General features: G+C 68.1%; 13 protein-coding genes and 1 tRNA gene. 5 read left to right on the forward strand and 9 right to left on the reverse strand.

From position 1 onward, the window contains the following. The first annotated feature begins 8 nt into the window (after window positions 1-8). The 3 genes from ACIRJP_RS09230 to pknB all read left to right on the forward strand — a co-directional run bounded on the left by ACIRJP_RS09230 (window position 9) and on the right by pknB (window position 5013). A complete protein-coding gene (locus ACIRJP_RS09230; protein WP_404170246.1) occupies window positions 9-1418 on the forward strand; it encodes an FtsW/RodA/SpoVE family cell cycle protein in 1410 nt (469 codons plus the stop codon). Then, window positions 1415-2872, forward strand: a complete 1458-nt coding sequence (locus tag ACIRJP_RS09235) for a penicillin-binding transpeptidase domain-containing protein (protein ID WP_404170249.1) — start codon at window positions 1415-1417, stop codon at window positions 2870-2872. Before ACIRJP_RS09230 ends, ACIRJP_RS09235 begins: the two co-directional genes overlap by 4 nt. Before the next feature lie 167 nt (window positions 2873-3039). Then, window positions 3040-5013, forward strand: coding sequence for a Stk1 family PASTA domain-containing Ser/Thr kinase (pknB, locus tag ACIRJP_RS09240; RefSeq protein WP_404170252.1), 1974 nt, complete (start codon window positions 3040-3042; stop codon window positions 5011-5013). A 129-nt stretch (window positions 5014-5142) separates the two neighbouring features. Here the strand turns inward: pknB and ACIRJP_RS09245 are convergent, their stop codons facing one another. The 6 genes from ACIRJP_RS09245 to ACIRJP_RS09270 are packed head-to-tail and all read right to left on the reverse strand — an operon-like array spanning window position 5143 to window position 9780. Beyond that, window positions 5143-5874 carry a class E sortase gene (locus ACIRJP_RS09245; protein ID WP_404170255.1) on the reverse strand — a complete coding sequence of 244 codons (732 nt, stop codon included), beginning with the start codon at window positions 5872-5874 and terminating at the stop codon, window positions 5143-5145. 28 nt (window positions 5875-5902) lie between these two features. Continuing rightward, window positions 5903-7423 carry a class E sortase gene (locus ACIRJP_RS09250; protein ID WP_404170258.1) on the reverse strand — a complete coding sequence of 507 codons (1521 nt, stop codon included), beginning with the start codon at window positions 7421-7423 and terminating at the stop codon, window positions 5903-5905. Continuing rightward, the gene (locus ACIRJP_RS09255; protein WP_388583783.1) at window positions 7420-8058 is read right to left on the reverse strand and encodes an aminodeoxychorismate/anthranilate synthase component II; all 639 of its coding nucleotides are present in this window, start codon (window positions 8056-8058) and stop codon (window positions 7420-7422) included. Before ACIRJP_RS09255 ends, ACIRJP_RS09250 begins: the two co-directional genes overlap by 4 nt. Next, the gene (locus ACIRJP_RS09260; protein ID WP_266914546.1) at window positions 8055-8237 is read right to left on the reverse strand and encodes a hypothetical protein; all 183 of its coding nucleotides are present in this window, start codon (window positions 8235-8237) and stop codon (window positions 8055-8057) included. Before ACIRJP_RS09260 ends, ACIRJP_RS09255 begins: the two co-directional genes overlap by 4 nt. A gap of 56 nt (window positions 8238-8293) precedes the next feature. Next, complete coding sequence (locus ACIRJP_RS09265; RefSeq protein ID WP_404170262.1) at window positions 8294-8986, reverse strand: class E sortase; 693 nt, start codon at window positions 8984-8986, stop codon at window positions 8294-8296. A 26-nt stretch (window positions 8987-9012) separates the two neighbouring features. After that, window positions 9013-9780, reverse strand: a complete 768-nt coding sequence (locus tag ACIRJP_RS09270) for a DUF881 domain-containing protein (RefSeq protein ID WP_404170265.1) — start codon at window positions 9778-9780, stop codon at window positions 9013-9015. 140 nt (window positions 9781-9920) lie between these two features. Here ACIRJP_RS09270 and crgA point away from each other — a divergent pair, with 140 nt between their 5' ends. Next, the gene (crgA, locus tag ACIRJP_RS09275) at window positions 9921-10175 is read left to right on the forward strand and encodes a cell division protein CrgA (RefSeq protein WP_093548084.1); all 255 of its coding nucleotides are present in this window, start codon (window positions 9921-9923) and stop codon (window positions 10173-10175) included. A gap of 311 nt (window positions 10176-10486) precedes the next feature. Here crgA and ACIRJP_RS09280 read toward each other — a convergent pair whose 3' ends face one another. Next, the gene (locus tag ACIRJP_RS09280) at window positions 10487-11401 is read right to left on the reverse strand and encodes a rhomboid family intramembrane serine protease (protein ID WP_404170473.1); all 915 of its coding nucleotides are present in this window, start codon (window positions 11399-11401) and stop codon (window positions 10487-10489) included. A gap of 156 nt (window positions 11402-11557) precedes the next feature. After that, the gene (locus ACIRJP_RS09285; RefSeq protein WP_404170270.1) at window positions 11558-12085 is read right to left on the reverse strand and encodes a peptidylprolyl isomerase; all 528 of its coding nucleotides are present in this window, start codon (window positions 12083-12085) and stop codon (window positions 11558-11560) included. Window positions 12086-12469: 384 nt separating this feature from the next. On the opposite strand from ACIRJP_RS09285, the gene ACIRJP_RS09290 reads away from it, so the two are divergent. Further along, on the forward strand, window positions 12470-13204 hold the full coding sequence (locus tag ACIRJP_RS09290) for a DUF5324 family protein (protein WP_404170273.1): 735 nt from the start codon (window positions 12470-12472) through the stop codon (window positions 13202-13204). A gap of 501 nt (window positions 13205-13705) precedes the next feature. Here ACIRJP_RS09290 and ACIRJP_RS09295 read toward each other — a convergent pair. Further along, window positions 13706-13778, reverse strand: a tRNA-Ala gene (locus tag ACIRJP_RS09295). Window positions 13779-13924 lie beyond the last annotated feature (146 nt).

The following is a 13924-nucleotide window of genomic DNA, read 5'->3' on the forward strand; positions in this document are numbered from 1 at the left end:
TCAGCACCATGAGCGTTGTCACCAACACGACCACGATCGGCGCGATCGACGCACCGAGCCGTCGCAACACCGAGCTGATGATGATGGGCTTCGCCATCGCCATCTCGGTGTTCGCCTACGCCAATGTCGGGCTCGCCATCGACGGCAAGCTCCCGTCCGGCATGTTCGGATACGGCGCGGGACTCATCCTGCTCGGCGGCGTCGCCCACCTCGTGGTGCGCAAGTTCGCGCCGTACGCGGACCCGCTGCTGCTCCCGCTCGCCACCCTGCTCAACGGCCTGGGGCTGGTGCTGATCTGGCGGCTGGACCAGTCGCAGCGACTGATCCAGCGTGCGGAGTTTCTGTACGGGGAATACAGCCCGGACGCCCCCAAGCAGCTGCTGTACTCGGCGATCGGCGTCGCTTTCTTCGTCGCCGTGCTGGTGATCCTCAAGGACCACCGCATCCTGCAGCGCTACACCTACATCTCGATGGCCGTGGCGCTGGTCCTGCTGATCCTGCCCATGTTCTTCCCGGCGGTGAACGGCGCGAAGATCTGGATCAGCCTCGGCCCGTTCACGATCCAGCCGGGAGAGTTCGCCAAGATCCTGATCGCGGTGTTCTTCTCCGGCTATCTCATGGTGAAGCGTGACGCACTGGCGCTGGCCAGCCGCCGCTTCATGGGGATGTACCTGCCGCGCGGGCGTGACCTCGGCCCGATCATCACCATCTGGGCCCTGTCGATCCTGATCCTCGTCTTCGAGACCGACCTCGGCACCTCGCTGCTGTTCTTCGGCCTCTTCGTCGTGATGCTGTACGTCGCGACCGAGCGGACCAGCTGGATCGTCTTCGGTCTGCTGATGTCCGCGGTGGGCGCGGTCGGTGTGGCCTCCTTCGAGCCGCACGTGCAGTCCCGTGTGAACGCATGGCTCGACCCGTTCGCCAAGGCGACGATGGAGCAGAGCGACCAGATCGCCCAGTCGCTGATGTCGTTCGGCTCCGGTGGCACGCTCGGCACCGGACTGGGCCAGGGCCACTCGGACCTGATCATGTTCGCGGCCAACGCCGACTTCATCCTCTCCACCGTCGGTGAGGAGCTGGGCCTGGCCGGAATGATGGCCGTTCTGCTGATCTACGGCCTCATCATCGAGCGCGGCGTACGCACCGCGCTAGCCGCCCGTGACCCCTTCGGCAAGCTGCTCGCCATCGGGCTGTCCGGAGCCTTCGCGATCCAGATCTTCGTGGTCGCCGGCGGTGTCATGGGGCTCATCCCGCTCAGCGGTATGACCATGCCGTTCCTCGCGTACGGTGGTTCGTCCGTGTTGGCCAACTGGGCACTGATCGCCATCCTGATCCGGATCAGCGACACCGCCCGCCGTCCCGCACCTGCGCCCGCACCGTCCCCCGACGCCGAGATGACCCAGGTGGTCCGACCGTGAACAAGCCTCTGCGCCGGATCGCGATCTTCTGCGGCATCCTCATCCTCGCCCTGCTCGTACGAACCAACTACCTCCAGTACGTCCGCGCCGACGAACTGAACAGCCGCGACGAGAACCGTCGCGTCCGTATCGAGCGCTACGCCCACGAGCGCGGCAACATCATCGTCGACGGCAACCCCGTCACCGGGTCCGTCGAGACCAAGGGCAGCGACTTCAAGTACAAGCGGGTCTGGAAGAACGGCCCCATGTGGGCGCCCGTCACCGGGTACTCCTCGCAGGCCTTCGACGCCTCGCAGCTGGAGAGCCTGGAGGACGGCATCCTCACGGGCAACGACGACCAGCTCTTCTTCGACCGCACCCTGTCGATGTTCACCAACGACAAGCAGCAGGGCGGCAACGTCGTCACCACCCTGAACGGCGCCGCGCAGAAGGCCGCGTTCAAGGGGCTCGGCAAGAAGAAGGGCGCCGTGGCCGCGCTCGACCCGCAGACCGGCGCCATCCTGGCCCTGGTGAGCACCCCGTCGTACGACCCGTCGGTCTTCGCGGGTAACTCCGACAAGGACAGCAAGGCCCGGCAGCAGCTCCTGAAGGACAAGGACAAGCCGATGCTCAACCGGGCATTGCGCGAGACCTACCCGCCCGGCTCGACCTTCAAGGTCGTGACCGCCGCCGCGGCCCTGGAGAACGGGCTGTACACCGGCATCGACGAGCCCACCAAGTCCCCGCTGCCCTGGCGGCTCCCGCTGACCACCGGCAACCTGGCGAACGAGGGCAACATCCCCTGCGAGAACGCCACGCTCCGGGAAGCGCTGCGGTGGTCCTGCAACACCGTATTCGGCAAGATCAGCGACGATCTCGGCAACCAGAAGATGATCGACGAAGCCGGCAAGTTCGGCTTCAACAAGGAGATCTTCACCCCGGTCCGCGCAGACGCCAGCGTCTACCCCAAGGACAACCGTCCGCAGAACGCCATGGCCGGCATCGGCCAGGCGTCCAACCGCGCGACCCCGCTCCAGATGGCGATGGTCGCCGCGGCCGTGGCCAACGACGGCAAGCTGATGCAGCCGTACATGGTCGCCGAGCGCCAGGCCCCCAACCTGGACACGATCTACACCCACGAGAAGGAGCAGTTCAGCCAGCCCCTCTCGGGTGAGAACGCACAGAAGCTCCAGCAGATGATGGAGACCGTCGTCAAGAACGGCACGGGAACCAACGCCCTCATCGACGGCGTCACTGTCGGCGGCAAGACCGGTACCGCCCAGCACGGCCTGAACAACAGCAAGAACCCGTACGCCTGGTTCATCTCGTACGCCAAGACCGACAGCGGCTCCCCGGTCGCCGTCGCCGTGGTCGTCGAGGACAGCCAGGCCAACCGCGACGACATCTCCGGTGGCGGCCTGGCCGCGCCGATCGCACGGGACGTGATGAAGGCGGTCATCGACAGCAAGAAGTGATGCCCATCACATCGGGTGCCCTACCTGCACATCGGGATACCGGTCAGGTATCAGGTCCGCACTCCGGGCCGATCAGGTAGTGCGCGGCCGGTAGCGTATGCGCGAGCAGCACACCGCCGGACCACACACCGGTGCGGTCGGGACTGACGGAGAGGGCTGGAACTGTTATGGAAGAGCCGCGTCGCCTCGGCGGCCGGTACGAGCTGGGCTCGGTGCTCGGCCGTGGTGGCATGGCCGAGGTCTACCTCGCACACGACACCCGGCTCGGCCGCACCGTAGCCGTGAAGACGCTCCGGGCCGATCTGGCCCGCGATCCGTCCTTCCAGGCCCGGTTCCGCCGTGAGGCCCAGTCCGCCGCCTCGCTCAACCACCCGGCGATCGTCGCCGTCTACGACACCGGCGAGGACTACGTCGACGGGGTCTCCATCCCGTACATCGTGATGGAGTACGTCGACGGGTCGACGCTCAGAGAGCTCCTGCACTCCGGCCGCAAGCTGCTGCCCGAGCGCACCCTCGAAATGACCGTCGGCATCCTCCAGGCGCTGGAGTACTCGCACCGCGCCGGCATCGTCCACCGCGACATCAAACCGGCGAACGTCATGCTGACGCGCACCGGCCAGGTCAAGGTCATGGACTTCGGCATCGCCCGCGCCATGGGCGACTCCGGAATGACGATGACCCAGACCGCCGCCGTCATCGGCACCGCCCAGTACCTCTCCCCGGAGCAGGCCAAGGGCGAGCAGGTCGACGCGCGCTCCGACCTCTACTCGACCGGCTGTCTGCTCTACGAGCTGCTGACGGTACGGCCGCCCTTCATCGGTGACTCACCGGTCGCGGTCGCCTACCAGCACGTACGGGAAGAGCCGCAGAAGCCCAGCAACTTCGACCCCGAGATCACGCCCGAGATGGACGCGATCGTGTTGAAGGCCCTGGTCAAGGACCCCGACTACCGCTACCAGTCGGCCGACGAGATGCGCGCCGACATCGAGGCGTGCCTCGACGGCCAGCCGGTCGCCGCCACTGCGGCGATGGGCGTGGCCGGTTACGGCGGATACGGCAACGACCAGCCGACCACCGCGCTGCGCGCAGCGGACCAGAACGGCGCGCCCACGTCCATGCTGCCCCCGGTCAACCCGGACGACGGCGGCTACGGCTACGACGACCGCCCTGACCGCCGCCGCCAGAAGAAGAGCAACACCTCGACGATCCTGCTGATCGTCGCGGGTGTCCTGGTACTCATCGGCGCGATCCTGATCGGCCAGTCGGTGTTCAGCGACCGCAACAGCGACGGCGACAAGTTCGATGCGCCGAACATGGTCGGCTCGACGGTGAAGGAAGCGGAGAAACTCGCGGAGAACGCCGAGATCGTCCTGAAGATCGGCTCGCGCGAGCCGTGCGAGGAGCAGCCCAAGGGCAAGATCTGCAGCCAGACCCCGACCCCCGACGTGCAGATCGCGAAGAACGACACCGTCACGGTCGTCGTCTCCACCGGGGCACGCAAGGTCGATGTCCCGGACGTCGTGGAGAAGACCGAGGCGACGGCCCGCAAGGACCTCGAAGCCAAGGGCTTCACGGTGAACGTCACCGCGGTCGAGTCCGAGAAGACCGCCGGTACGGTCATCAAGCAGGACCCCGAGGGCAACTCGAAGGCCGAGAAGAACTCCGAAGTCACGATCACGGTCGCCAAGCAGGCCACCCAGAAGGTGCCGAACGTGGCCGACCGGGACTACAACGCCGCTGTGGCCCAGCTCAACGGCCTGGGCTTCACCAACATCTCCAGGACCGACGTCGATTCGGAGAAGCCGGCGAACCAGGTGATCAGCCAGACGCCGCCCGCCGACTCGGCGCAGCCGCTGACCGCCCAGATCGTGCTGACGGTCTCGAAGGGCCCGCAGCAGCCGGAGCAAACCTCGGTTCCGGATCTCCAGGGCAAGACGCTCGGTGAGGCGAAGGCCCTGCTCGCCGGGGCAGGTCTGCAGCTCGGCCAGGTGCAGGGGCCGAATGACGACAAGGCGAAGGTCATCGCCTTCCAGCCCAACACGGGCCAGCAGGTCGACAAGAACAGCGCGGTCAACGTCCAGACCATGCCGGGCGGCGGAGACGGAAACATCTTCGGCGGCCCGTCCGGCAGACGAGGCTGACCCGGACACACCATGACGAAGGGCCCCGGCCGCCGTATGGCGGCCGGGGCCCTTCGTCATGGTCGTCGGGCATCCGCGCCAGGAACGTGGTCCGCCGTGTGCCCGCCGAGGGCTGCGGCGGGACATCTGTCAGCGGCGCAGCTCCTCCGGCTTCGTACGGTCCTTGTCCACCTTCTCCGTACGCACCAGCTCGCCCCACACGATGTAGCGGTACTTCGACGTGTAGACCGGCGTGCAGGTCGTCAGCGTGACGTAGCGGCCGGGCTTCTTCGCACCCGAGCCCTTCGGGACCGCCTGCAACACGTCGACGTTGTACTTCGACGTCTCGGGAAGCTCCTTGAAGACCTTGTAGACGTACCAGGTGTCCCTGGTCTCGAAGACGACCGCGTCCCCGGTCTTCACCTTGTCGATGTTGTGGAACTTGGCGCCGTGCCCGTCGCGGTGGGCGGCCAGGGTGAAGTTGCCCTTCTCGTCCCACGGGAGAGCCGACTTCACCGGGTCCGTGTAGTAGCCCGCGATGCCGTTGTTGAGGTTCTCGGTGTCGGTGCCCTTCTTGACCAGCACCTCGCCGTTCTTCATCGACGGGACGTGCAGGAAGCCGATGCCGTCCTTCGTGTCCAGCGCGCCCGGTCCGCCCGCCCAGCGGTCGCGGACGGTGTGGCCCTGCTTGGTGGCCTCGCGGTCGGCGAGCACGTTCGTCCACCAGAGGGAGTAGACGACGAAGAGTCCGAGCACCAGGCCCGCGGTGATCAGGAGTTCACCGAAGAGGCTGACCGCGGTCGCGACGGGATGGCGGCCCCCGCGCCGGGGCGGGGGAGCGGACTCACCGGTTCGCTCTTCGTGCTCGGTCCTCGCTGTCACCGCACCCGTCCCCTGTCGTGATGATGATTCAGCCCACGAGCGCGTCGGGCTTGCCCTCGCTGCGCGGTCGTTCGTCGACCATCTTGCCCCAGACGATCAAACGGTACGTACTCGTGAATTCCGGCGTACAGGTCGTCAGAGTGATGTACCGGCCCGGCCCGTCGAACCCGGAACCGCGCGGCACCGGATCAATCACCGAGACATTGGACGGCGACGTCTGCGGCAGCGTCCTGGCCGTCTCGTACGTGTAGTACGCGTCCTGTGTCTCGACCACGATCAGATCGCCGGGGCTCAGCCGGTTGATGTACCGGAACGGCTCACCGTGCGTGTTCCGGTGACCGGCGAGGGCGAAGTTGCCCCGCTTGCCCGAGGGCATCGCGGTGCGGAGCGCGCCCTCGCTGTAGTGGCCGACCATGCCCCGGTCGAGGACCTTCTCCTTGCTGATGCCCTCGGCGATCGGAGCGACCACATCCAGCTTGGGGATGTGGATGATGGCGAACCCCTGCCCCGCTTCGAACACGCCGGGGTCGCGGTCGCCCTTCGCCCAGTCGTCCTGGATCTTGTGGGTCTCCTTGCCGGCGTACTGGTCGGCGCGCACATTCGTCCACCAGAGCTGATAGGTGACGAACAGCAGCATCAGCACGCCGAGCGTGATGAACAGCTCGCCGGTGACGCGGCTGGCCACCACGGCCGGGCTGTCCTTGGCCGCACGTGCCGCACGCCGTGCCTCCACGCGCGACATCGGCTTGTCGGCCTGTGTGGCGGCCGTCGCCACGGCCTCCGGCCGCTGATCGGTACGGCGGCGGCCCCGCCCCTTGGCGGCGCGGCGGCGCTCGGCGCGGCCTCCGGTGCGCGGCTCCGCACCGGAGGCGTCGGAGTCCCCGACAGGGGCCGACCGGGGGCCTGTCGCGGGGTCTTCGAAGCGATCCGCGTCGCTCGCGAGATCGAAATCCGGGGCCGGGTCAGGATCGGGCCCCGGACCCGGACGCAGCCGCCGGGTCGGCGTCGCGCGGCCGGCCGGGCGGCGGGTGTCCGTCCGCAGGCCGATCGTCTCGTCATGGACCGGGAAGGGAACGGCGAGAGGCTGCGTCAACTGTTCCGGAGTGGACTGCTCCGGAACAGGACCCGGCATGGGCGTCGGCACGGGTGCAGGCATAGGTGCCGGTGCCGGAATGGGTGCCGGCACAGGCGTCGGTACGGCCGCCTGCTGCCCGTACCAGTCCCGTTCGAACCCCTCGGGGTCGTACCACTCCTGCGGAGCACCCTGGTGGCCCTGCGCCCCGTGTGCCGCCTGTGGCTGGGCCGCCCCCGGTTGCGGCTGTGCCGGCAAGTCCGGGGCGCGGTGCTGTCCTTGCCCCGCCGCCGGTGCCTCGGCCGACCCGCCCGAGCCACTGCCCGCTCTGAACCACGGCGAGGAGTGCGGCAGCGGATCGTTCAACGGGTCCGTCAGCCGGTCGACCGCCGCCTCGAACGCGCCTGCGGCCCCGTACGCACCTTGCTCGTACGGACCGTCCTGATCGGCGTCGTGCTCGGGGCGGAGCTCGGTCACGCGACGGCCTTGCCCACCACCGGCGCGAGCCCCGCCGACCTCGCGACGGCCCCTGTGTCGCCGCACTGCGCCAGCCAGTTGGCCAGCATCAGGTGCCCGTGCTCGGTCAGCACCGACTCCGGATGGAACTGCACGCCCTCCACCGGCAGGTCACGGTGGCGCAGCCCCATGATGATCCCGTCGGCGGTCCGCGCCGTCACCTCCAACTCCGCCGGGACGGTGTCCGGTTCGGCGGCGAGCGAGTGGTAGCGGGTCGCGGTGAAGGGGGACGGGAGGCCTGCGAAGACCCCCACGCCCTCATGGGACACCTGCGAGGTCTTGCCGTGCAGCAGCTCCGGGGCGCGGTCCACCACGCCGCCGTACGCCACCGCCATCGACTGCATCCCCAGACAGACCCCGAAGACCGGGACGCCCGTCGCCGCACAGTGGCGCACCATCTCGACGCAGACGCCCGCCTGCTCCGGGGTGCCGGGACCGGGCGACAGCAGGACGCCGTCGAAGCCGTCCTGGGCGTGTGCCGTGGTCACCTCGTCGTTGCGCAGCACCTCGCATTCGGCGCCGAGCTGGTAGAGGTACTGGACGAGGTTGAAGACAAAGCTGTCGTAGTTGTCCACGACGAGAATGCGGGCACTCACTGGCCGCCCTCCGTCCCGGTCGAGCCGTCGACCGTCACGTCACCGAACGGAAGCAGCGGCTCCGCCCAGGGGAAGACGTACTGGAAAAGCGCGTAGACAACGGCCAGTACCAACACGAGCGAGATGAGCGCACGCACCCATGCGTTGCCCGGCAGATGCCGCCAGATCCAGCCGTACATGTTGTCCCCTCCATTCGGTACGAGACCAGACTAAAGGGCTGGGGCAGAAGCGTGGGTCAGCTGTGGAAAGCTGCCGGCTTGCCTTCGGACACGGGCCGGGTGGCATCGAGGTGGGCCCAGGCGATCAGCCGGTGGCTGCTGCCCCACTCGGGGTCGCAGGTGGTCAGCGTCAGATAGCGGCCGGGCCCGTCGAAGCCGGACTTGCGGGGAACCGGGTCGATGACCCCGATGTCGCTCGGCACGGTCCGGTAGGGCCGTTTGTCGACGCGGTACGTGAACCACGTCGTCCCGTCGGTCAGCAACACCGCGTCGCCCGGACGCAGCTTCGGGAAGTCCTTGAACGGGTCCCCGTACGTACGGCGGTGTCCGGCCACCGCGAAATTGCCCGTCGCACCGAGGCGGGCGGTGCCCGAATAATGACCGAGACCCTTCTGCAAGGTTCTGACCTCGGTGTTCTCCAGGACGGGCCACTCCCAGCCCTTGCCGAAGCGGGGTATGTACATCATCGCGAAAGCGGCGGAGGACTCCTTCGGCGCCTTCGGCTTCCCCGGCGCCGGGGAGGACTGCGGCGCGGGTGCGGACACCGGCCCCTGCGCCCACCGGCTGTGCAGGGCGTCGATCTGCCCCTCGGTCGCGTCGGCCGCCTTCACCCCGGTCCAGAACAGCACGTACACCACAAAGAGCACGATCAGGGCTCCGACGGTGATGCAGAGTTCGCTGAACGTCCTGACGATCAGTCGCACCGACAACTGGCCGGCCTCCCCACAGCCGCTCGCTACTCCACGGGCTCCGCATAGTGGAGGTCCACTGTGCCCGAGTAGCCGGGAAGAGTCACCGCCTCGTGCTCGTCGACTTTCCAGCCGAGCCCGTACGCCTTCACGTACAGCAGGTAGTTGCTGATCGCCGGGGAGTCGTTGAGCGCCTGCTTGAGCTTGCCCGGGTCCCCGACCGCGGTGATCTTGTACGGCGGCGAGTAGACCCGGCCCTGGAGGATCAGAGTGTTGCCGACGCAGCGCACCGCGCTGGTGGAGATCAGCCGCTGGTCCATGACCTGGATGCCCCGGGCGCCGCCCTGCCACAGAGCGTTGACGACCGCCTGGAGATCCTGCTGGTGGATGACCAGGTCATTGGGTTGCGGGTCGGGGTAGCCGGGGTTGGCGGTGGCGTTGGGCGGGGCGTCGTTGAGGGTGACGGACACCGAGCGACCGGTGAGCTTCGTGGTGCCCCCGGCCCGCTCCAGCTCCTTGAGCCGGGCTTCCTCCGCCTTGGTGCTGCCGTCGTCCCGCCCGACGAGGGCGTCGATGTCGTCGCGCACGGCCGCGTTGGTCTCGTCCAGCTGGGCGTTCTTGTTGCTGCGTTGCTGGATGAGATCGGAGAGCTTCAGCAGCGAGGAATCGGTGCGGATGTTGGTGCCCTTGGCCGTGTTGGCGCTGGTGACGAAGATCAGTCCGGCGAGGGCGAAGACGGCAGCGGTGAGCACGCGGGCCGGGTTCCGGAAGGTGCGCCGGACCGGCCCTTGGGGGAAGTCGGCAGAATTGCTCAACGTACCCTTATCTCCTTCGACGCCAGGGAAGCACTACGCTAACGGACGCCTGAGGGAGGCAGTATTCCCCTCGGGCTCCGCCCCGGCGCCAGCCACAGTTCCCTGCGCGGTCACGCAGCGCATCGACAGGAGAGTTCCTCGTGCCGAAGTCACGTATCCGCAAGAAGGCCGACTTCACGCCCCCTCCGGCGAAGCAGGCAACCAACATAAAGCTGACCAGCCGCAGCTGGGTGGCGCCCGTGATGCTGGCGCTCTTCCTGATCGGTCTGGCCTGGATCGTCGTCTTCTACGTAACCGACGGCGATCTGCCGATCAAGGACCTGGGGAACTGGAACATCGTCGTCGGCTTCGGCTTCATCGCCGGCGGCTTCGGCGTCTCCACACAGTGGAAGTAGCGCCCGCAGCAGAAGCAGCACCGCAGCGCTCGTAGCTGCACAGCGGGGCCCTGTCCCGCAACCCTTGCCTCGAGTTACCCACAGCGTTATCCACAGGCGGGGGAAAAGGTCAGACGATCTGTGGATAACTCGCCGACTGTTGACGCCGATGTGACTGCAGTCTCCCCCATCAGGGAGCGGCACGCCCCTTGTCCCGGCTGGAAAACCCAGCTCAGCGACAAGGGGCACAGCTGTTCCCACAGAATGCACAAGATCCGGTACCCGCTGTGGACAACTACAGCTGTGGACAAGATTCCGGGGACGATGAGCGCTCAGGTGAGCGCAGCCGTTCTGGCGACGACGATGAGGATCACGGCCGCCAGCACCAGGGCGCAGGTGCCGTACTGCACCAGCGCACGCCGCTCACGGGGTGCGTGCACCATGCCGATCGCCATCAGCGTGCCCGCGACCAGACCGCCGACGTGCGCCTGCCAGGCGATCCCGCCCCAGGGGCTGAAGGTGATGACCAGGTTCACCGCGAGCAGCGCGAGGACCGGGCGCATGTCGTAGTCGAGCCGGCGCATGAGCACGGCGGTGGCGCCCAGCAGTCCGAAGATCGCCCCGGAGGCTCCGAGCGAACCCTGCTCGGGCGCGGAGAGCCAGTAGGTGAGAGCGCTGCCGGCCAGGCCGGAGACCATGTACAGCGTGAGGTAGCGGGCGCGGCCGAGCGCCGCTTCCAGCGGCCCGCCGAGCCACCACAGCCCCAGCATGTTGAACGCGATGTGCCACACCTCCTGGTGCAGGAACATCGACGTCACCAGTCGGTACCACTCGCCCGCCGCGACGCCTTCGAGCGGACCGCCGTGGTGGGTCGGGGCCCGGCCGAACAGCATCAGCTCGTTCACCAGCGTGGTGCCCCTCGCCAGCACCGCGAGGTACACGGCGACATTGATGGCGAGCAGGATCTTGGTGACGAGGCGGGGATCGGCCGCGATGCCGCCGCCCGCGACGGTACGCGGTCTTCCGGCGGCCGCTCCGTGGCCCGCACCCGAACCCGTACCGGAACCCCGGCGTACGCAGTCCGGGCACTGGAAACCGACCGAGGCGTCGATCATGCACTCGGGGCAGATCGGGCGCTCGCAGCGGGTGCAGCGGATGTTCGCCTCGCGACCGGGGTGGCGGTAGCAGCTGAGCGAGCCGTCCGCGGCGGCGGACTGGTCACCGCCTCCCGGCGGCTGCTGGTCCATCGGTCCCATCGCTTCCCGGTCCCTTCGGTCCTGGTCATGACGTGCACGGCACGCACGACGCCGCCCTGCTCGTCCGCTATGTATCAGTACGGACGGGCAGGGCGGTTGGTTCCCGAACGGGCCATCAGCGTGTGATCAGCCGATGACCAGAGGTGATCAACGAGTCTCGATGACGACCGACTCGATCACGACGTCCTGCACCGGACGGTCGGTGCGGGCGTTGGTCGGGGCAGCGGCGATGGCGTCCACGACCTTCTTGCTGGCGTCGTTGGTGACCTCGCCGAAGATGGTGTGCTTGCCGGTCAGCCAGGCGGTCGGCGAAACGGTCACGAAGAACTGCGAGCCGTTGGTGCCCGGACCGGCGTTGGCCATGGCCAGCAGGTACGGCTTGTTGAAGGCGAGGTCGGGGTGGAACTCGTCCGCGAACTCGTACCCCGGGCCACCGGTGCCGTTGCCGAGCGGGTCGCCGCCCTGGATCATGAAGCCGCTGATGACACGGTGGAAGACGGTGCCGTCGTACAGCTTGTCCGTCGACTTCTGACCGGTCTCGGGGTGCACCCATTCGCGCTCACCCTTGGCGAGCTCGACGAAGTTCTTGACCGTCTTGGGCGCGTGGTTCGGCAGGAGCCGGATTTCGATGTCGCCCTGATTGGTCTTCAAGGTGGCGTAAAGCTGCTCAGCCACGATCTGCCTTCCGTAAGTCTTCGGTGACGTTGAGTCTTCTTCGGTGACGTCCACCGATCCTCGCACGGACCGTACGTTCCGGCGCCCGGCCGCGACCGGCGGGCGCGTGAGGCTCACCTACCTGCCCCATTTCCGCATGCGGCAGCCCACGGCCCACAGACCGCCGCAACAAATGCGGCCACGTGCGCGACGAAGCGGGGCAATCCGGGACAAACCATGGCATTGTCATCGACAAGCTCCCCTTGCACCGCATTGCCCAAGGCGTCACTAACGACCTGTATGACCCGGATGCCCGCCCCGCATGCGAGACAGGAATCCGGCGGGCATGATCTCGAAATGGGTGGAAAGGCGGAGTGTCTACCCGCCACCAAGGAGGAGGATCCCGTGACCCGCATCGACAGCGTGCGCGCCGCAACCGACTCGGCGAAGGACAGCGTGCAGCACGCCGCGGAAGTGGTGGCGCCCTACGCCGACACGGCCAAGGACCAGGCCGCACATCTCGCGCACGAGGCCCGCACGCGGCTCGCGCCGAAGGTGTCCAAGGCGGCCCAGCAGGCCCGCGTCCAGTACGACGCGCATCTGGCACCACGTATCGAACTCGCCCTGACCCATGTGCCGCCCAAGGTCGACGAGGTCGGCCGGCGCGCCGCACACCGCACCCGCCAGGCGGCCCGGACCGCAGCGGACTACACGGTGCCGCGCGTCGAACACGCGATGGCCGTCGCCCAGCCGGTGGCCGAGGAGGCCACGGCCCGCAGCGCCGCCGCACTGGCCGCACTGCGCAGCCAGGTCACGGCCCAGGAGATCCGGCAGCTGGCCCGGAAGCACGAGCGGCGGGCTCGGGCCGGCCGGCTGTTCAAGGGGCTCGTCGTGGCCGGCCTCGTAGCGGGCGGCGCCTATGCCGTCTGGCGGTGGTGGGACAAGCAGGCCAACCCCGACTGGCTGGTCGAACCGCCCGCCGCCACGGAGGTCTCCGACGGCGCACCGCTGACCTCGGTCGACGGCAGCGGCCCGAGCTCGCTCGACCCCGAGGTCCGGGCCAGGCAGGCCGAAGCGGAGGCGGACAGGACGGACGGCTCGGAGGGCCCGGACGGCACGAACCCGGACGACCGCCGCTGAGCCGGCACCCGGACCAGCTCCCGAGCCCGTGCCTGAACCCGTTCCTGGACCGGCTCCCGTACGACGAACCCGCGCCGGAAGACCCTCGATCACGTGGTCTCCGGCGCGGGTTCGGCTTTCCGCACCGCTGGGCAGGTTCCGTGGCGCAGTCCCCTGGTGCCGTGCGATGTGCCCGACGCGTCACCCACCCGCCGACGCGGAGGCAGTGGCCCCGGTAACCCGGGCTTCGCCGCACCGTCCGCCTTCGCCCGGCACGACCTCCGTGAGAGTGAGGGGCAGCGGGTCCTGCCCCTCGGGCGTCATCCTCCCCGTCGTACCTGCCGCGAAAGGCCCGTCCAGGGTCACCTGCACCATCGCCGTGTCCATTCGGGCCAGGTCGAGGACGGCTCAGCGGCGGGAGACGGGGCCTGGCATGCCGGGGCAAGGCACGGGCAGAGCCCCGACAGACGCGAAAATGCCCTCCGATACTGCGTTTTCGCAGATCGGAGGGCATTTATCAGGTGGAGCCTAGGAGATTCGAACTCCTGACATCTGCCTTGCAAAGGCAGCGCTCTACCAACTGAGCTAAGGCCCCGAACAACGGGCAGCCCCGGACGCTCCCGCGTCTTGGCCACCGCTGCGGACAACAGTACCGGGTACCCCCCGGAAACCTGCAAAAATATGGGGGCTCCCGGTCGGCGACCACTCTCCGTAGGATGCTCGACAAGGTTCGCAGCAGCG

The sequence above is a fragment of the Streptomyces sp. NPDC102437 genome, assembly GCF_044765565.1.
Classification (GTDB): Bacteria; Actinomycetota; Actinomycetes; order Streptomycetales; family Streptomycetaceae; genus Streptomyces.

Bases quoted from the DNA above. Each gene is read 5' to 3' on its own strand.
- ACIRJP_RS09280 (WP_404170473.1), bottom strand. From the start codon at position 11,401: ATGGACCAGCAGCCGCCGGGAGGCGGTGACCAGTCCGCCGCCGCGGAC.
- ACIRJP_RS09260 (WP_266914546.1), bottom strand. From the start codon at position 8,237: ATGTACGGCTGGATCTGGCGGCATCTGCCGGGCAACGCATGGGTGCGT.
- pknB (WP_404170252.1), top strand. From the start codon at position 3,040: ATGGAAGAGCCGCGTCGCCTCGGCGGCCGGTACGAGCTGGGCTCGGTG.
- ACIRJP_RS09230 (WP_404170246.1), top strand. From the start codon at position 9: ATGAGCGTTGTCACCAACACGACCACGATCGGCGCGATCGACGCACCG.